This window comes from Phytoactinopolyspora limicola (assembly GCF_011320225.1).
In the GTDB taxonomy this organism is placed as follows: domain Bacteria; phylum Actinomycetota; class Actinomycetes; order Jiangellales; family Jiangellaceae; genus Phytoactinopolyspora; species Phytoactinopolyspora limicola.
The window spans coordinates 154955-172768 of the sequence record NZ_JAAOEN010000010.1; the positions used below are offsets into that span (position 1 = coordinate 154955).

The window sequence follows — 17814 nt, forward strand, 5'->3', positions numbered from 1 at the left end:
GTTGACCGATCACCATCGAGCCGGCCCGGACCGTTCCCCGCAGGCACCCGCGGGAGTCGTCGGGGTAGACACCTGGCAGCCGCGCCCGGCCCGGACGGCCCGCCCGGCCCGTCCGGCCCGCCCGGCCCCGCACCGGCGGCTGGTGTCTTCTCTGGCTTTGGCGGCCGCGGCGGCCTGCGTCCTTGCCGCCTGCGGCTCCGACGACGACGGTGAACCGGCCACCAACCCGGACGTGGACACCACCGAAGAACCCGGCGGCGACCCAGCCGACGCCGGCGGTCCGGTGACCGTCGACACCACACACGGCCCCATCGAACTCGACCAACCCGCCACCCGGGTTGTAGCGCTGGAGTGGTCGTCGGCGGAAAACCTGCTGGCCCTCGGTGTGGAGCCGGTTGGGGTGGCCGACATCGAGGGGTACGAGCTCTGGGTCAGCGCCGGACCACAACTAAGCGACGACGTCGTCGACGTCGGCACCCGGCAGGAGCCGAGCCTGGAACAGATCGAGGCGCTCGAGCCGGACCTCATCGTCACCGACGACGACCGCTCGGTGGTCAATATCGATCAACTCCAGGACATCGCCCCGACGTACTCGTCGGACTTCTACGGGCATCCGGACGGCCAGTTGCAGGCCATGCGCGATACCTTCACCGACACCGCCGTGCTGACCGGCGCCGAGGACCGCGCTGCCGAGGTGCTCGCCGAACTGGACCAGAGAGCGGCGGAGTTCGGCACGGCACTGGCCGCGTCGGACATCGAGCCGACGTTCCTGCTGACCCAGGGGTACACCTACGAGGGTGCGGCCACGGTGCGGGTGTTCGGATCCCCCACCTACGCCTCGGAGCTACTCGCCGCCGGCGGCATGGAGAACGGCTGGCCAGGCGACACCGATGCCTACGGGCTCACCGACACCGACGTGGAAGGGCTCACGACGGCCGCCCCGTCGTCATCGCTTATCTACGTCGCCCAAGAAGGCGACAACATCTTCACCGGCCAACTCGCCGACAACCCGATCTATCAGAGCCTGGAGTTCGTCGAGACCGGCAGGGTGTATCCGATCGACCCCGGAACCTGGCTGTGGGGTGGCCCACTGACCGCGACAACGGTGTACGACGAGGTCCAGGCCGCGCTTGGCTTCTGACTCCCTCACCCGTGACCCCGAAGCGGCCGCGCCAGCCACCTCTGGCCGGCGCGGTTCGCTCGGCGGGGCGCTGGCGGTGCTGGCCGGTGCGGCGGTGCTGCTGGCCGTTGTCGCCGTGCTTCATGTCGGTCAGGGCAGCTCCGGCATCGGCCTCGGCGACCTCTTCGGGATCCTCACCGGCGACGCCCCCGACCAGGTACGAAACGTCTTCCACGGGGCGCGGCTGCCCCGGCTGCTCACCGGCCTCGTCGCCGGCGCCGCCCTCGCCGCGTCCGGTGCCCTCGCCCAGGCCGTCACCCGCAACCCGCTCGCGGCGCCCGAGACACTCGGCGTCAACGCCGGTGGGTACCTCGCGGTGGTGGCGGCCGCAGCCCTAGGGCTCAACCTCGGTGGATTCGCCTCGGCCGGGCTGGCCACCATCGGTGGGCTGATCGCCGCGGTTGGAGTGTGGGCGCTGGCCGGCCGGCGTGGACTCGTGGTGGGCGGGCGGGTCCTGCTGGCCGGCGCCGCGGTGACCATGGCGTTGATGTCGGTCGCCACGTTGCTGCTGGTGTGGTTCGAGCGCAGCACTCAGGGCCTGTACTTCTGGGGGAACGGCTCGATCGCGGCGATCGACTCCACTCGGGCCTGGCAGATGGGTGCCCTCGTCCTCGTGGTGGGTGTGGCCATGGTCGCCCTGATCCGGCCGTTGGACCTGCTGTCGATCGGCGACGACGGCGCCCGGGCGTTGGGGGCCAACGTCACCGGGGTCAAGTTGGCCGCCCTGGGCTTGGCGGTGCTGCTGGCCGCGGCGGCCGTGACCGTCGCCGGGCCGATCGCGTTCGTCGGGGTGGTGGCGCCGGTCACGGTGCGCATGCTCGGTGTACACCGGCACGCGTGGCTGGTGCCGTCGGCCATGCTCATCGGGGCGGCGCTCCTGCTGTCGGCCGACGTGGTGGCGCGTTCGTTCCTCCGCTCAGCCAGCACGGGTGAGCTGCCGGCGGGTGTGATCACGGCGGTTGTTGGCGCCCCGATCTTCATCATGCTGGCCCGTCGGATCCGGTTCGGATACGTCGACGACCAAGCCGCCATGGGAGCACGCCGCCGGCTGCCGATCGGTGCCGTCGCGGTGGCCGGGATCGTCTTGCTGGCCGCGACCGTCGTCGCGGGGCTGAAGATCGGCGACGTGTCGGTGAGCTGGGCCGATCTGGGGGACTGGGTACGGGGCGCGGAGTCGGCGGTTGTGGAGCGCCGGTTCGGCCGGCTGGCCGTGGCCGCGGTGGCCGGCGCCTGCCTGGCCGTCGCCGGGGTGGCGGTGCAGGCCGTCGTGCACAACCCCATCGCCGAGCCGTCGATCATCGGGGTGACCGGCGGCGCCAGCGTCGGCGCGGTGGCTTCGCTGATGCTGGCCCCGGCCGCGCCGTCGTGGGTCTTGCCGCTGGCCGCGCTGGCTGGCGGGGTAGCGGCGACGATGGTTCTGTTGCTCGCGGCCGGCCGCCGGACTGGTCGGGGTGGTGGTACCCGGCGACGCGGCGGTGGCGGCAGGGCGCGCTTGCGGCCGGGGCTGACACTCGACCCGACCCGGGTGGTGTTGGTTGGTATCGGGGTGGGCGCACTGTGCACCGCGGTGGTGGCCATTCTGGCGTTGCAGGCCCAACTGGCGGTGAACCGGGCGCTGACCTGGCTGGCCGGCAGCACCTATGGGCGGGGCTTGGACGACCTGCGCTGGTTCGTTGTGCCGGTGGCCGTCGGAGTGCTGCTGGTCGTCGTGGCCCGTTCGCTGGACCTGCTCGCGTATGGCGAAGACACCCCGCGGGCACTCGGCCTCGGTGTAGACCGAGCGCGGCTGGCGGTGCTCTTGTGTGCGGCCGTACTCGCGGCGGGAGCCGCATCTGTGGTCGGGGCGGTGGGGTTCGTCGGCCTGGTAGCACCGCACACCGCGCGGGCTTTGGTCGGCCCGTCGCATCGGCGGCTGATCCCGACGGCGGCGCTGTTCGGCGCGGTGCTGGTGGTGGCCGCGGACGTTGTAGGCCGCACGGTGATGGCGCCACGTGAGATCCCGGTGGGTCTTGTCGTGGCACTCGTGGGTGCACCGTACCTCGCGTGGCTGCTACGTCGGGCCAGCCGCCGCGGGGTGGCTTGAGCGGTCCACCGTCGTGGGCGACACGGAACCGCGGGTCACGCCGAAGGGCCGAGCCAGGTGATCGACCGGCCGTGTTGTTCGGTGAGTGCTACCGGATGCCCGTCCAGGGCCAGCAGGAACGATCCCGCAGCGTCGGCGGGGAGCCGCGCTTGGGCGGTGATGTGTGGAAATACGTTGAGACTCTCGTTCGAGATCCAATGGCCGGGTAGCTGGCGCACCGCGCTCTCGAAAGTAGCTCGCGCCGTCGGGTCGACGTAGGCGATCACGGCGCTGTGGAACACCACGAGAGTGGCGTCGGCCGGTGCCTCGGCGGCAAGCGCGGGCAGGTCGGTGAGGAGGTCACCCCGGCGGATATCCGGTGGGTCGGAGCGGATGGCTGCCGCGGCGGCGTGTAGGCGAGCGCTACGCTCATGGTGTTCCGGCCAGATGAGGGCGTCCAACCAGCGCAGCGCGTCGTCGTCGGTGAGATCGATCGGGTTGAGGTCGAGACCGGCCCGCCAGGTCACCGTCGGCACCTGTTCCGGCAACGGCACGTCGCCCTTGACCGCGCAGGCCAGCTCGACCGGACCGCTGGCCGGCCCCACCACGTGGGCGCCATATCGGTACCGATACACGTCGGGATACAGGCACAACCCCGCCGACGCACCTACTTCGAGCAGGGCCAGTGGTTGCGGAAGCTGGGCGAGCACGGGCAGCAGCACGGCGCAGCGGCCCGCCTCATTGGTTTGGGTCCGTCGATTGCGCATGACGTCGCTGACCTCGGTCCAGTGGTCCCTGACCCAGTCGCTGAAGGCGGCGGGATCACCGACCGGACCCCCCAGATAACGAGCGGCGCCGAAGAGCAGGTTGGGCTGACGTTTGAGCGGTGGGAGCTGATCGATCAGTTCGATCATCGCGGAGTCGGCGGCGACCGTGTGCGCCAGCCGTTCATAGGTCGGTGACGTCCCGCGTGCGTACTTTTCGGCAAAGTTGCGGTACTGCTCGGATGTGCTCGCCGCCATTTAGTCCTCCTCCGTGGCACGTGTGTCGCCGTCCGTCCGGGCCCGGTCAGTACCCGAGCTTGGGGCCTTCGATGGCCGGACAGGTGTCCATGACGACGTCGAGCCCGGCGTCTTTCGCGCGTTGTGCGGCTTCCTCGTCGATCACACCGAGTTGTAGCCAGACCGCGCGGATACCCAACCGGTCTTTCTCGGCGATGGCCTCGTCGACGACGGCACCTACGCGTTGGCTGTTCACGAAGCAGTCCACGACGTCCACCGGGCCGGGAACATCGGCTAGCCGGGCGTAGCCCGTAGCTCCGTGGGCGTCCTCGGCGCGTGGGTTGATTGGTACCAACCGCATGCCGAGAGCACGGTGCAGATATTGGCTCACGCTGTACGCGGTGCGTGAGGTATTCGCGGAGAGGCCGACGACGGCCCAGGTGGCGGGGGTGGTGACCAGCCGGCGGATGACACCGGCGTCGTTCTCGTGGCTCATATGGCCACTGTTCCATGCCTATGACGTTCCGCGCCGGGGCGGGGTGGAGCCGGAGGTTGAGGGCAGAAAACCGGCGACGATCACCGATCCGGCCACGATCGCGGCCATCGCGGCCAGCAGTACCGGAGCACCGTGCACCGCCGCGAACCCGGCAGCAGCCGCACCGGCCGCGCTGGCAGTCAGCTTGAGGCTGGCGCCAACCATGAACACCTGAGTACGCGCGACGGGCGGGCTGGTCGCCGTACGTACGTGCAGGGTCACCGTCAGCAGCGGGCCGTCGGCGAACCCGGCTAGTGCGAAGCACACCGCGGCCACGGCGATGGATGGGGTGAGAGCCGCCAGGCCGAGCGACCCAGCGATGACGGCAAGGCTGGTGAGGATCACCGGCATGGCCGGCAGGGTGCGGGCCCGCCGGTGGGTCATCGCCAGCGACCCCAGCGTTGCGCCAGCGGCAACAGCGGAGAGGAACAGCCCGCCGGTGCTTTCCGCGGCACCGAGGTGGACGGCCAGCAGAGGCGCGGTCACCGCCAGCCCACCGAGCCCCGCGTGCGCGAGGGTGGTGACCACGGTGGTGGCCCGGAGTATGGGAATCCGCCAGATGGTGGTGAATCCGGCCAGGAGCCCCGGTGCGACTTCGCTACCGCCAGATGGTGTTCGTGGCCTCAGATGGTGTGTTCGGCCATCTGGCGGTAGCGAAGTCGCACACAACGCGGCCAGCGCCGCCACCGCCGCGAGGGTGTACGCCGCCGCTGCCGGTGATGCGAGGGCGGCCAGCAGAGCGCCGAGGCCGGGCCCGGCGATACCGGCGACGTTGTAGGTCGCCGCGTCCACGGCGTGGGCGCCCGGCCGTTGATCCGGCGATACGAGACCGCCGATGAAACTGGACAACCCACCCAGCAGAAGGGGACCAGCGCTACCACCGGCCAGTGCTATCAGCACCGTGAATGGCCACGATAGATGGCCGACGGAGCTGGCTAGGCCGGCCAGTGCGGCCGCGACGACGAAGGCGGCGGCCACGGTGACCGCCACCGGGCGGCCGGTGCGGTCGCGCAGGTGTCCGCCGAGTGGGCCGGTGACCACGTGCGGCACCGTCATGGCCGCGACCAGCAGGCCACCGAGCCAGGCCTGACCGGTCCGGTCGAGGGCCAGCAGGACGATGACGATGGGGGCACCTTCCTCGGCGGTGCGGCCGAGCAGTGCGGTACCGATGTACGACGGAGGTAGACCAACGGAAGGGTGTAACGGCTTCATTATCGAGCACGTTACAGTACTCTGGGCGGCGTGGACACCTTCCGGCCCGTCGCCCGGCTCGTCGCCCTGCTTAATGCCGTGCCAGCTGCCGCGGAACCAGATGCTGTGGCCATTGGGCAGCTAGTTACCGTCCTCCGCGACCACGGCGAGGATCTTGAGTCTCTAGCCAGCGCCGATGCGCTCGAACTGATCCAGGCGCTGGATCGGCTGCGCGACGTGCTCGCTATCGACGACGTCGACGGAGCCGCGGTGGCGATCAACGAGATCTTCGATGAGGTCGCGGCCCGGCCCCGGCTGTCCAGGCACGGCGGCACCGCCTGGCACATCCACGTCGATCCGGACGACGCCGACTCCGGCTGGGGCACCTGGTTACTCGCCAGCAGCGCACTCGCGCTGGCCGGCATCATCCAGGAACACGCCCGCCGGACCTGGGGGCGGTGCGAGGCCGCGGGGTGCCAGCGGTATTTCGTCGGCGACGGCCGGGGAGGTGCGCGTCGGTACTGCTCGACGACGTGCTCGAGTCGGGCCCGGGTCGCCCAGCACCGTAGTCGCCTGCGCACCTCCGACGTGTCAGGCCGGACAAGTCGCTGAGCTGCGGTGCTGGGTCTGTCAGGCCTGACACGAGTGGGGGCCTGCCGAAGTTGTCAGGGTTTACGACTCACCAGCTGCTGCCCACCGACTTGTCCGGCCTGACAGGTCGCAAGGTGGAGGCGGTCGGTACGCCGGGACGGTAGGCCAGATGCCGATACGACGGTGCATCCAGCACACACAGGTCTGGCCGGGCGCCAACCCGCAGGTGCCCTACGTCGTCCCGGCGCAACGCCCGTGCACCACCGGCCGTAGCCGACCACAACGCCTCGGCCGGCGTCATCCCCATCTCCCGCACCGCCAGCGCGATACAGAACGGCATCGACGATGTAAAACAACTCCCCGGATTGCAGTCGGTAGCCAAAGCGACGGTTATCCCGGCGGCCCGCAACCGCCGGGCGTCTGGGTACGGCGAACGTGTCGAGAACTCCACCCCCGGCAGCAGCGTCGCAACCGGGCCACCTGACGACGCGGCGTCGGCCAGCAGATCGACGTCGTCGCCGGTCAGATACGTGCAGTGATCCACGCTGGCCGCGCCCAGCTCCACCCCCAACGCCACCCCCGGTCCGGCCCCGAGTTGCCCGGCATGCACGCGCAACCCCAGCCCCGCACGGGCCGCGGCCTCCAGCACGGTCCGAGACTCATCCTCGTCGAACGCGGTAGGCGCCCCGGGCTCGCAGAACACGTCGGCCCACCGGGCATGGGGCGCGCACGCCTCCAACATCGGACCGGTGACTAGGTCGACGTAGCCGGCCCGGTCCTCCCGGTACTCGGGCGGCACCACGTGGGCCCCCAGGAAGGTGGTTTCCGGCGTCAACGTGGCGGCGATCCGTAGTGCCCGGGCCTCGTCGTCGACGGTCAGCCCGTATCCGCTTTTGATCTCGACGGTGGTGGTGCCCTGCCGGCGCATCTCCGCTACCAGGGCTGCTGCGCGCGTGGTGAGTTCGTCGTCGGTCGCGGACCGGGTCGCGGCCATCGTGGTCGCGATTCCGCCGCCGTCGTAGTTTTCACCGTTCATGCGGGCCTCGAACTCGCGGGCTCGGTCGCCGGCGAAGACGACGTGGCTGTGCGAGTCGACGAAACCAGGCACCACCGCCCGCCCGTCGACGTCCACTCGGTGATCCGCCTCAGGGGCCGCCGACGCCGGCCCGGTCCACAACACGGCATCCCCGTCCACCACCACAGCGGCCCGTTCGACGATGCCCAGTCCCGGGCCGTGTGCCGGGTCGATGGTCACCAGCTCGCCGATGCCGGTGATGAGTGTGCTGCTCACAACGTCCTCCATGGGTTCGTCGGCTCCTGGACGGTCCTGGGGCAGGGGCGGACGGTCTTGGGGCAGGCCCCGGCGCTGCTGGCGTAGACCGCCGTCACGACCCAATGGGCGCTCATGGCCGGCCCGTCCAGAGCTCGTCGATGCTGGTGTCGAGGAGTGCGGCGACGTCGCCGAGCCGGTGCCGGCCACTCTCGACGACGACGTTTCCGCCTATCACCACGGTGTCGACGTCGGCGGCACCGGCGCTCAGCACTATCTGGTCTGGTGCGGAGCCCGCGGTGCGTACTGAATCTGGGCGCACCGCCACCAGGTCGGCCGCGGCCCCTGGTGCCAGCCGCCCGTGCCCTGGCCAGCCGAGCGCGTCATGTCCAGCCTGAGTGAGGGCGGCGACCAACTGGTCGGGCCGGAACCGTCCGCGCTGACCGCTGGCCAGGCGCTCATGCATCTCGAGAAGCCGCGCCTCGGCCAGCAGGTCGACGACGGCATGCTGGTCGCTGCCCAGGCACACCGGGCTGCCGGCCGCGTGCAGCGCACCCATGGGCGACAACCCGTCCGCCAGGTCCTGCTCCGTTGTTGGACAGGCACACGCGGTGGTGCCGGATCGGCCGAGCAGGGTGATGTCGGTGTTGGTGAGGTGGGTGGCGTGCACGGCCGTGGTGGCTGGGCCGAGCGCGCCGGTATCGGCCAGCAGTTGTGTGGGAGTCCGCCCGTACTCGGCTAGGCAGGCGTCGTTCTCCGCCGGCTGTTCGGACAGGTGGACGTGCAGCGGTAGCGACGACGACGCTGCCCAGCTCGCGACGGCGTTGACAGCGTCCGGTGGGACGGCCCGGACTGAATGGACCGCGGCGCCGCCGACGACGTCTGGCCGGTCGAGCGCCGTGCGCAGCTGATCCACCCGGGTGATCCACCGCTCGGCGGTACCGTCGCCGAAGCGTTGTTGTGCACCCTGGAGTGGCCGACCGATCCCGCCGTTCAGGTAGCAGGTGTCCAGGAGCGTGAGCCGCACGCCGGCGTCGGCGGCCGCCGCGACCAGGGCGTGGCCCATGGCGTTGGGGTCGGCATAGGCCACCCCGCCGGGGGCATGGTGGAGGTAATGGAACTCTCCGACGACACTCACCCCGCTCAGCGCCATCTCCGCATAGGCGGCCCTGGCCAGCTGGTAGTAGGTGTCCGGGGTGAGCCGGTCGGCGAGCAGGTACATGTCGTCGCGCCAGGTCCAGAACGATCCACCGTCGCGATGGGTCCGTCCCCGCAGTGCACGGTGGAAGGCGTGTGAATGTGTATTGGCGAATCCGGGGAAGACGACGCCGGGAAGCCGGACGTCGCCGGGTGCTGGGTCGACACCCGTGTGTACGGCCGTGATCCGGGTGTCGGCAACGTCGATCCGCACCCGCGACGCTAGGGTCGGGCCGGTTGTCAGGCCGGACACACGCTCCACCGCTGATGGCGGGGTTGTCCGGCCTGCTAGGTCGGCAGGCGTGATCCAGGCGTGCTCGGCCCAGAACGCGCGCGGGCCACTCATCGCGTCAGCTCCGCCAGGCAATCGGCGAGCGCGTGGACGCCGGCCAGGCAGTCGTCGCGGGCGGCGTGTTCTTCCGGAGAGTGGGAGATGCCGGTGGGATTGCGGACGAACAGCATCGCGGTGGGGATGCCGGCCTCGCTGAGTACCCCGGCGTCGTGTCCGGCGCCAGTTCCGAGGATGGGAACGGCCGGCCCGGACGCGCCGGGGCCGGAAACCGCGGTCGACGCCCCAGTCGTCAGCCTGGTCCGAGGTGTCGCCGCTGGTGAATGAGTTGTCCGGCCTGACACGCCGGAAAGGCGGGTGGCAAGGTCAGCGTCGAACACGGTGGCGCCGGTCCACGATTCTTCGGTGGGTCCGACGTCGGCGAGGTCGGCGAGCACGGCCCGTACCGCGTCCTCATCGGCGGCTCGGCAGTCCAGCCACGCCGTGACCCGAGACGGGATGGCGTTGACGCCGTTCGGCTCTACCTGGACCTTGCCGACCGTCGCCAGCGCGCCGCGCCGTTCCGCCGCGGCCCGGACCTCACCGATCAACCGGGCCAGGGCCAGCATCGGGTCGTCGCGGTCGGCCAGCGGCGTGGTGCCGGCGTGGTTCGCCTGCCCGTCCAGGGTGATCCGCCACCGGCCGTGCGGCCAGATCATGCTGGCCACCCCCACCGGCGCGGCCAGATCGACCAGACCGCGGCCCTGCTCGACGTGGAGTTCGACGAACGTCGCCACCCTCCGCAGTGTCTCGTCGTCGCGGCCCACCTGCTCCGGGTTGTGGCCACCGGCCCGCATCGCCTCCGCCATCGTGGCGCCGTCGTGATCGGCCAAACCGAGTGCGCGATCGGCGGGAAGCCGCCCGGTCAGAATCCTCGACCCGGCACAGGCGACCCCGAAGCGGGCACCTTCTTCGTCGGCGAACGACGCCACCGCTATCGGGCGTGCGGGGTGCCATCCCCGCGCCCGCAGTACGTCGACGGCCAGCAGTGCGGACACCACTCCCAGGGGGCCGTCGTAGGCGCCGCCGCTGGGCACCGAGTCGAGATGGCTGCCGGTCACGACCCCCGGGCCGTCGGTGTCCGGATCACCCCACCACGCCCATTGGTTGCCGGCCCGGTCGGTGGTTACGTCCAGGCCGCGGCGAGCCGCCTCCGCGGTGAACCACTCCCGCAGGGTGGCGTCCTCACGGGTCCACGCGAACCGCCGGTATCCGCCGTCCCGTCCGCGGCCCACCGGAGCCAGCTCGGCCCACATCCGGTCGAATTCGCTGGCGGTTGGTGTCATACCTCGCTCGCGGGTAGACGGAGGGCATGGTCGCGGGCGACGTTGGCGGCATCCGGGTAGCCGGCGTCGACGTGGCGGAGCACACCGGTGGCGGGATCGTTGGTGAGCACCCGTTCCAGCTTGGCCGCGGCCAGGTCGGTGCCGTCGGCCACACTGACCTGTCCGGCGTGGATCGACCGGCCCATACCGACCCCACCGCCGTGGTGAATGGACACCCACGACGCTCCGGAGGCGGTGTTGATCAGCGCGTTCAGCAGCGGCCAATCGGCGATGGCGTCCGACCCGTCGGCCATGGCTTCGGTTTCGCGGTAGGGCGAAGCCACCGACCCCGCGTCGAGATGGTCCCGGCCGATCACGATCGGTGCCGCCACCGCCCCGGAGGCGACCAACTCGTTGAACCTGAGCCCGGCCCGGTGCCGCTCGCCGTGGCCGAGCCAGCAGATCCGGGCGGGTAGCCCCTGGAATGGCACCTTCTCCTGGGCGGCCCGGATCCAGCGGTGCAGGTGGTCGTCGTCGAACAGGTCGAGGACGGCGTTGTCGGTGGCGGCGATGTCCCGCGGGTCGCCGGACAGGGCAGCCCACCGGAACGGCCCTTTACCCTCGCAGAACAGCGGGCGGATGTAGGCGGGGACGAAACCGGGGAAGTCGAAGGCACGCTCGAATCCGCCGGAGCGGGCTTCGTCGCGGATCGAGTTGCCGTAGTCGAAGACCTCCGCGCCGGCGTCCATGAACCCGACCATCGCCGCGACGTGTTTCGCCATGGAGGCACGTGCGCGGTCGGTGAACTCGGCTGGTTTCTTGGCGGCGTAGTCGGGCCAGTCGTCGACCGACACGTCCTCGGGTAGGTAACTGAGGGGGTCGTGGGCCGAGGTCTGATCGGTGACGATGTCGACCTCGACCCCGCGGCGCAGTAGTTCCGGCAGGATCGTCGCGCAGTTGCCGACCAGGCCGACCGACAACGCCCGGCGGTCCTGCTTGGCGGTGAGCACCAACCCGAGCGCTTCGTCGAGATCGTCGGTGTGAGTGTCCAGATAACCCTGCTGATCACGTCGGGCCAGCCGGGACGCGTCGACGTCGATCACCAGGCACACGCCGTCGTTCAGCGTGACCGCTAGTGGTTGAGCGCCGCCCATGCCGCCGCAGCCTCCGGTGACGGTCAACGTGCCGGCCAGGGTGCCACCGAACCGCTTGGCCGCCACTGCGGCGAACGTTTCGTAGGTGCCTTGCAGGATGCCCTGGGTGCCGATGTAGATCCACGATCCGGCGGTCATCTGCCCGTACATCGTCAACCCGAGCCGCTCTAGGCGGCGGAACTCCGGCCAGGTGGCCCAGTCGCCCACCAGGTTCGAGTTGGCGATCAGGACTCGCGGCGCCCACTCGTGGGTGCGGAGGACCCCCACGGGTTTGCCGGACTGGACCAGCAGCGTCTCGTCGTCGTCCATAGTGCGCAGCGTGTGGACGAGTGCGTGGTAGCTGGGCCAGTCGCGGGCCGCTTTGCCGGTACCGCCGTAGACCACCAGCTGCTCCGGTAGCTCGGCGACCTCGGGGTCCAGGTTGTTCATCAGCATCCGCAGCGGTGCCTCGGTCTGCCAGCTGCGGGCGGTCAGGGTGGTGCCCCGGGGTGCCCGGATGGGAGCGGCTGGAACGGCAGGTGTGGGATTGGGTGCGTTGGTCATGATGGGCTCCTTCAACGCAGGGGGTCGACGGCGGTGCTGGTGGCGGCGCCGATGAGCGCCCCGGTATGGATGAGATCGACGACGGCGTCGATGTCGGGGGTGAGGAACCGGTCCGGTCCGGGCGCGGGCACGCGGGTACGGATGGCGTCGTGTACGGCCCTGGTGGCGGGTGCCGGGGTCAGCGGCGCGCGCAGGTCCATGGCGCGGGCGGCGGTCAGGATCTCCACCGCGAGTACGCGGGTGAGCCCGTCGACGGCGCGGCGCAGCTTACGTGCGGCGGCCCACCCCATCGACACGTGATCCTCTTGCATGGCCGACGACGGGATCGAGTCCACGGATGCTGGTGCGGCGAGCCGCTTGAGTTCGGAGACGATCCCGGCCGCGGTGTACTGGGCGATCATGTGTCCGGAGTCGACACCGGGGTCGGCGGCGAGGAACGCCGGCAGGCCTTGGTTGCGGGCGACGTCGAGTATCCGATCGGTGCGGCGTTCGGAGATGCTGGCGACGTCGGCCACCGCGATGGCGGCGAAGTCCAGGACGTAGCCGACCGGGGCGCCGTGGAAGTTGCCGTTCGACTCCACCCGGCCGTCCGTGGTGACCACCGGGTTGTCGATGGCGGCGGCGAGTTCCCGGCCCGCGACCGCATGGGCGTGGGCGAAGGTGTCACGGGCGGCGCCGTGCACCTGTGGGCTGCAGCGCAGCGAATACGCGTCCTGCACCCGGGTGCAGACGTCGGGGTCGCGGTGGCTGGCCATGATGCCGGAGCCGGCCAGCAGCGTGCGCAGGTTGGCCGCGGAGTCGGCCTGTCCGGGGTGGGGGCGCAACGCGATCAGGTCGGCGGCGAACGCGGCATCGGTGCCGAGCAGGACTTCGACGCTCATCGCGGCGGCGATGTCGGCGGCGGTCATGAGCGCATCGAGGTCGTGGAGGGCCAGAAGCAGCTGACCGAGCATGCCGTCGGTGCCGTTGATCAGTGCCAGGCCCTCTTTCTCGGCCAGCGTGATCGGTTTCAGGCCGGCGGCCGCGAGTGCCTCCGCGGCGGGCCGGCGGTGGCCGTCGGCATCGTCCACCCAGCCCTCGCCGAGCAGTGCGAGTGCGCAGTGCGACAGCGGGGCGAGGTCGCCGGAGCAGCCGAGTGAGCCGTACTCGTGGACCACCGGCGTGATGCCGTGGTTGAGCAGATCCGCGTAAGCGAGGGCGGTGTCGGGGCGGATGCCAGTACGGCCGGTAGCCAGGGTGGCAAGCCGTAACAGCATGAGCGCCCGGACCACCTCGCGCTCGACGGCGGGGCCGGAGCCCGCGGCGTGGGAACGGATCAGCGACAGTTGCAGCGCCGTTCTCCGCTCCGCGGGAATGTGTTTGGTGGCCAGCGCGCCGAAGCCGGTGGAAACGCCGTAGTGTGCGGTGTCGTCGCTGGCCAGCTCGGTGATGATGGCGCGGCTGGTATTGATGGCGTCGAGTGCGTCGGCGGCTAGGACGATAGGTGTGTTGCCGCGGGCTACCGCAACGACGTCGGCGGCGCTGAGCGGGCCGACGCCGACCTCGACCGGAGCCACCGGTGGCGTGGTGTCTGTGGCCATGGTCAGCATCCCGTCGTGAGAGACGTAGCTCCCACAGTCAGATGATCATGGATGCCGGGAGGGGAAGTCCGCATAGCAGCCATTGCATCCTGCCAGGGCCCCAGGTGAAATGGGATTCGGTCAGATAGTGTCTGGTATTCAAGACATAGTCGGTGAACAGTGGGCGCCGGTGGTGGTGGATCGGACCGAACGGTGCCGGACAGGGGAAACGGTGGGAGCAAGCAGCAAGGTGCCGGCGCTGCATAGTGGTGTGCGCATCCTGCGGCACCTGGCCCGGCACGGTGGCCCGATGCCGGCTGCCGCGGTGGCGACCGAACTGGGCCTGCCCCGGTCCACCGTGTATCACCTGCTGGCCGAGTTGGAGCGGGAAGGCCTCGTGGTCCACCTGCCGGAAGAGCGCCGGTACGGGCTCGGTATCGGTGCGTTCGAGTTAGGCACCGCCTATACGCGGCAGGCGCCGTTGTCCCGGCTGACCCGTCCGTTGCTGCACCGACTCGTGGACGACGTCGGGCACGGCGCTCACCTGGCCGTCCTGCATGGGCGGGAGGTGCTCTATTTGATCGAGGAACGGGCACCGGGTAGCCCGTCGCTGGTGACCGACGTGGGTGTCCGGCTGCCGGCACACCTGACCGCCAGCGGGCGGGCCATCCTGGCCGGCTTGGAAGCCGCTCAGGTGCGCGCACTCTTCCCGGATTCGTCGGCGTTCTCCGACCGGCACGGCGCGGGGCCGCGCAGCTTGTCGGCCCTGCGTCCGATGCTCAGCGAGGTACGGCGTCATGGCTACGCCACCGAGTATGGCGAGGTCACGCCAGGGTTCGGGTCGGTGGGTGTGGCCGCCCGAGACCACACCGGATATCCAGTGGCCGCGGTGGCGGTGACGTTCGCGGTCGACAGCGTGGCGCAGGAGCAGTGGCCGACGCTGGCTGCCCGCATCGGACGGGTGAGCGACGAGTTGACCCGCCGGATCGGTGGCCGCCCTAACGATCGCGGGGGGCGCTGAAGGCCGCGAAGCCGATGCTGACCACACCGACCGCGGTCAGCACGAGGAACGCTGACGCGTAACTGCCAAGCAGATCGGCGATTGCGGCACCCGCCCACGGCGCCAGCGCCACCGTGATGGTGATCGGCGCGGACAACAGCCCGGTCAGCCGGCCGTAGTGGGCCGTGCCCCACCGGTCGGTGACCGCCATGGCCTGGATCAGGGTCAGCAGGCCACGAGCCATCCCGGCGACGATGGCCGCGCCGATCAGCACGGTCACGGAGGTGAGCACGCTGAGCAATCCGGTGGTGAGCGCAGTGGCCGCCAGGATGCTCACCGTCCGGGCCCGGACCCCGAGCAGCCGGGTGAGTGCTGGATAACCGACCCGGCCGATCACCTGGCCCAACCCGCCCAGTCCAAGCGCGAGCGCCGCCGTGCCGGTGTCGATCCCATGTTCGATCATCAGCGGCACCAGATTGATCACGACCGCGAACGCGGTGAACGACGAAAGGCCGAGTGCGACCATCAGCGCCACGAACGGCGCACTCCGGGCGATCCGCGCCGGGTCGCCCGGGTTGTGGACGGCGGCGTGCACCGGGCCGGTCGTTGCGGTGCCATTGCTGGTGGGACGTGCCGCTGGCGAGTTCGATGCCGGCTGCGCTGGGCGAGGACTCGTCGTCGGGTCGGCATGGTCGGCGGCCGGCCACGGTCCACGTAGCCCCCACCAGTGGCCGGGGACCGTGATCACGGCGAGCACGGCGGCCAACACCAGATACGTGCCCCGCCAGTCGAGGTGGTCCATGATGAACGCGGTGAGCGGCGCGAACACCGTGCTGGCCAGGCCGGCCGCCAGGGTCAGCAGGGTCAGCGCCTTGACTCGTCGCGGCCCGTACCAGCGGGTCAGCGCGGCGAACGCGGGTGGATAGAGGATCGCCGCCATCGCGACCCCGGCGACCAGCCAGCCGGCGGTGAAGACGGCAAGGTTCGGGGCAGCGGCGATGACGATGACGCTCGGCACCGCCAACGCCGAACCGGCCGTCATGAGCACCCGCGGGCCGTGCCCGTCGAGCCGGCGGCCCACCGGTATCCCCACGAGCGCCGCGACGAGTAGCCCGGCTGAGAACGCCGCCGTGATCAGCGTCCGTGACCAGCCGGTGTCGGTGCTGATCTCGGTGAGTAGCACCGGGAACGCGTAGTACAGCACACCCCAGCTGACGATCTCGGTGAGGCACAGGGTGGCCAGGACGCGGCGCAGGCCGGCGGGTGAGAGCGACCGCGGTGGGGCCGCTCCGCTCTGCGGCGACGACGAGTTCCTCACGGTCTGGACAGTGTGGCAGAGGTGTGTGGGTGGCCGGGGTGGGTGGCCCGTTGAGCCGTCGATCCGACAGTCACGCGGGCTCCGTCATGGCTGCTTTGTTCACGTACGCGGCGAGGGCGGCGACGACGTGGGTGGCGTCGCGGTGTACGCCGCGCAGAGTGTTCGACGAGAACGACCGCTGGAACTCGATACCGAGGTAGACCAGGCCAGGATGGGTGGTGGAGGTACCACCGTCGTGTCGCGGGAGTCCACGCTGGTCGAGTGCGCCGAGGCCATCGAGATAGCTGAGATTCGGCCGGTAGCCGGTGGCGAGGATGACGGTGTCGACGGGTTCGCGGCTGCCGTCGGACCAGATGACGTCCGGGCCGTCGAGGGCCTTGAACACTGGCCGTCGGTCCGGCCGGCCAGCGGCCAGTGCAGCCTGATATCGGCCAGTGTCGATGACGAGTGTGGAGCTGAACAGCCGGGTCAGCCACGCGGCCGGCAGCCGGTCGGCCCCGCTGACCTTGAGCCAGTAGTGCAGGTCGCGGCCGAGACGTCGCTGTGGAACGAACGAGACGGGCTCCCGCGTCGCCAGGGTGACCGTCGCCACCTGAGCGAGTTCGTAGCTCACTTGAATCGCTGAGTTTCCCGCGCCAACGACGACCACCCGCTGGCCGGCGTAAGGCCTTGGATCGTGGTAGTCGGCGACGTGCAGGATGGTGCCGGCGAATCCGTCGTGCCCCGGTAGCTGGGGTATGTGTGGATTGGCGAACGAGCCGCTGGCGGCGATGATGCCGGCCGCGGAGATCTCCTCACCCGTGGCCGTGTGCACGGTGAACCGTCCGCCGCTGGTGTCGATCGAGGTGACGCGGGTGCCGGTCCTGATCTCGGCGTCCAGGCCGGCGGCGTAGCTCTCGAGGTAACGGGCGACGTCGTCGCGCGCCGGGTAACCGTCGGGATCGCCGGGAAACGGAACGCCGGGAAACGAGCTGTATTTGGCCGGGGAGAAGAGGGTGAGGCTGTCGTAGTACTGGGGCCACGAGCCGGCCGACCGGTCGCTTGCTTCGAGGACGAGGGGCCGAAGTCCGGCGTCGAGGGCGGCGCTGGCCCCCGCGAGGCCGGACTGACCGCTGCCGATGACGACGACGGGATCTGTGGACGATGTCATGCGGAAAACATATCGTCATATCGCGAAATGTCAAAACGAATGCTCTGGCATAGGCTGAACGGCGGAGGTCGACGAATGGCGGAACCAGTCACCATGGCGACGGACGCGGATGCGCCCGTGGTGCTCAACCCAGCGACCCATGACTTCCTGAAGGCGCTCGCCAGTCCTACCCGGCAGCGGATCATGATGTTGTTCTTCAACGGTGCCGAGCTGTCGGTGGGTGAGGTAGCCGAGCGGGCCGGCATCGGCCAGTCCACGGCGTCCGAGCAGCTCACCTTGATGCGGCGGGGCGGTGTCGTCACCGCGCGCCGCGATGGCAAGGTGATCCGGTACCGAGGAGACCGGGAGGGTATCCGGAAGGCGCTCGCCGACCTGCAGGCGTATCTCGAGGTCTGCTGCTAAGAGCTTCCGCCAATAGATGCTGGCGGGCTGAGCCAGCGGATGAGCGTCACCTGGCTTCGTTGTCGTTG

General features: G+C 70.3%; 15 protein-coding genes. 5 read left to right on the top strand and 10 right to left on the bottom strand.

The annotated features are described in order from the left end of the window. The first annotated feature begins 1 nt into the window (after position 1). Together G8760_RS21075 and G8760_RS21080 are read left to right on the top strand one after the other, a co-directional pair. Positions 2 to 1141, top strand: coding sequence for an ABC transporter substrate-binding protein (locus G8760_RS21075; protein ID WP_166354781.1), 1140 nt, complete (start codon positions 2 to 4; stop codon positions 1139 to 1141). Next, positions 1131 to 3263, top strand: a complete 2133-nt coding sequence (locus tag G8760_RS21080) for an iron ABC transporter permease (protein WP_166354782.1) — start codon at positions 1131 to 1133, stop codon at positions 3261 to 3263. Before G8760_RS21075 ends, G8760_RS21080 begins: the two co-directional genes overlap by 11 nt. Before the next feature lie 35 nt (positions 3264 to 3298). On the opposite strand, the gene G8760_RS21085 is transcribed toward G8760_RS21080, so the two are convergent. Genes G8760_RS21085 through G8760_RS21095 form a run of 3 tightly spaced genes read right to left on the bottom strand, consistent with a single transcriptional unit; the run spans position 3299 to position 5990 of the window. Further along, entirely contained in the window at positions 3299 to 4264 is a 966-nt protein-coding gene (locus tag G8760_RS21085) for a DUF2332 domain-containing protein (RefSeq protein ID WP_166354783.1), read from the bottom strand. Positions 4265 to 4310: 46 nt separating this feature from the next. After that, positions 4311 to 4739: a CoA-binding protein gene (locus G8760_RS21090; RefSeq protein ID WP_166354784.1), complete on the bottom strand. Its 429-nt coding sequence runs from the start codon at positions 4737 to 4739 to the stop codon at positions 4311 to 4313. 18 nt (positions 4740 to 4757) lie between these two features. Further along, a complete protein-coding gene (locus G8760_RS21095; protein WP_166354785.1) occupies positions 4758 to 5990 on the bottom strand; it encodes an MFS transporter in 1233 nt (410 codons plus the stop codon). Between the two features lie 30 nt (positions 5991 to 6020). On the opposite strand from G8760_RS21095, the gene G8760_RS21100 reads away from it, so the two are divergent. Further along, positions 6021 to 6581 carry a CGNR zinc finger domain-containing protein gene (locus tag G8760_RS21100; protein ID WP_207782563.1) on the top strand — a complete coding sequence of 187 codons (561 nt, stop codon included), beginning with the start codon at positions 6021 to 6023 and terminating at the stop codon, positions 6579 to 6581. A gap of 67 nt (positions 6582 to 6648) precedes the next feature. Here G8760_RS21100 and hutI read toward each other — a convergent pair whose 3' ends face one another. The 5 genes from hutI to hutH all read right to left on the bottom strand — a co-directional run bounded on the left by hutI (position 6649) and on the right by hutH (position 13897). Beyond that, positions 6649 to 7863 (bottom strand): imidazolonepropionase, encoded by a 1215-nt coding sequence (gene hutI / locus G8760_RS21105; RefSeq protein WP_166354786.1) that lies wholly within the window; start codon positions 7861 to 7863, stop codon positions 6649 to 6651. 100 nt (positions 7864 to 7963) lie between these two features. After that, positions 7964 to 9373 (bottom strand): formimidoylglutamate deiminase, encoded by a 1410-nt coding sequence (locus tag G8760_RS21110; protein ID WP_166354787.1) that lies wholly within the window; start codon positions 9371 to 9373, stop codon positions 7964 to 7966. Next, the gene (locus G8760_RS21115) at positions 9370 to 10641 is read right to left on the bottom strand and encodes an allantoate amidohydrolase (RefSeq protein WP_207782564.1); all 1272 of its coding nucleotides are present in this window, start codon (positions 10639 to 10641) and stop codon (positions 9370 to 9372) included. Before G8760_RS21115 ends, G8760_RS21110 begins: the two co-directional genes overlap by 4 nt. Further along, on the bottom strand, positions 10638 to 12317 hold the full coding sequence (locus G8760_RS21120; RefSeq protein WP_166354788.1) for a urocanate hydratase: 1680 nt from the start codon (positions 12315 to 12317) through the stop codon (positions 10638 to 10640). The genes G8760_RS21115 and G8760_RS21120 overlap by 4 nt, the downstream gene beginning before the upstream one ends. A gap of 11 nt (positions 12318 to 12328) precedes the next feature. Further along, entirely contained in the window at positions 12329 to 13897 is a 1569-nt protein-coding gene (gene hutH, locus G8760_RS21125; RefSeq protein ID WP_166354789.1) for a histidine ammonia-lyase, read from the bottom strand. Positions 13898 to 14108: 211 nt separating this feature from the next. Here hutH and G8760_RS21130 point away from each other — a divergent pair, with 211 nt between their 5' ends. After that, entirely contained in the window at positions 14109 to 14897 is a 789-nt protein-coding gene (locus G8760_RS21130) for an IclR family transcriptional regulator (RefSeq protein WP_207782565.1), read from the top strand. Here the strand turns inward: G8760_RS21130 and G8760_RS21135 are convergent. After that, positions 14875 to 16194, bottom strand: a complete 1320-nt coding sequence (locus tag G8760_RS21135; protein WP_166354791.1) for an MFS transporter — start codon at positions 16192 to 16194, stop codon at positions 14875 to 14877. The genes G8760_RS21130 and G8760_RS21135 overlap by 23 nt on opposite strands. Positions 16195 to 16264: 70 nt before the next feature. Beyond that, entirely contained in the window at positions 16265 to 17344 is a 1080-nt protein-coding gene (locus G8760_RS21140; protein ID WP_166354792.1) for a flavin-containing monooxygenase, read from the bottom strand. 75 nt (positions 17345 to 17419) lie between these two features. Between G8760_RS21140 and G8760_RS21145 the strand changes: the two genes are divergently transcribed. Beyond that, positions 17420 to 17746, top strand: a complete 327-nt coding sequence (locus tag G8760_RS21145; RefSeq protein WP_207782566.1) for an ArsR/SmtB family transcription factor — start codon at positions 17420 to 17422, stop codon at positions 17744 to 17746. The last annotated feature ends 68 nt before the right edge of the window (positions 17747 to 17814 follow it).

Excerpts from the sequence above, each read along its gene's own strand:
- G8760_RS21115 (WP_207782564.1), bottom strand. The coding sequence starts at position 10,641 with ATGACACCAACCGCCAGCGAATTCGACCGGATGTGGGCCGAGCTGGCT.
- G8760_RS21085 (WP_166354783.1), bottom strand. The coding sequence starts at position 4,264 with ATGGCGGCGAGCACATCCGAGCAGTACCGCAACTTTGCCGAAAAGTAC.
- G8760_RS21120 (WP_166354788.1), bottom strand. The coding sequence starts at position 12,317 with ATGACCAACGCACCCAATCCCACACCTGCCGTTCCAGCCGCTCCCATC.
- hutI (WP_166354786.1), bottom strand. The coding sequence starts at position 7,863 with ATGGAGGACGTTGTGAGCAGCACACTCATCACCGGCATCGGCGAGCTG.
- G8760_RS21095 (WP_166354785.1), bottom strand. The coding sequence starts at position 5,990 with ATGAAGCCGTTACACCCTTCCGTTGGTCTACCTCCGTCGTACATCGGT.
- G8760_RS21090 (WP_166354784.1), bottom strand. The coding sequence starts at position 4,739 with ATGAGCCACGAGAACGACGCCGGTGTCATCCGCCGGCTGGTCACCACC.
- G8760_RS21110 (WP_166354787.1), bottom strand. The coding sequence starts at position 9,373 with ATGAGTGGCCCGCGCGCGTTCTGGGCCGAGCACGCCTGGATCACGCCT.
- hutH (WP_166354789.1), bottom strand. The coding sequence starts at position 13,897 with ATGGCCACAGACACCACGCCACCGGTGGCTCCGGTCGAGGTCGGCGTC.
- G8760_RS21140 (WP_166354792.1), bottom strand. The coding sequence starts at position 17,344 with ATGACATCGTCCACAGATCCCGTCGTCGTCATCGGCAGCGGTCAGTCC.
- G8760_RS21145 (WP_207782566.1), top strand. The coding sequence starts at position 17,420 with ATGGCGGAACCAGTCACCATGGCGACGGACGCGGATGCGCCCGTGGTG.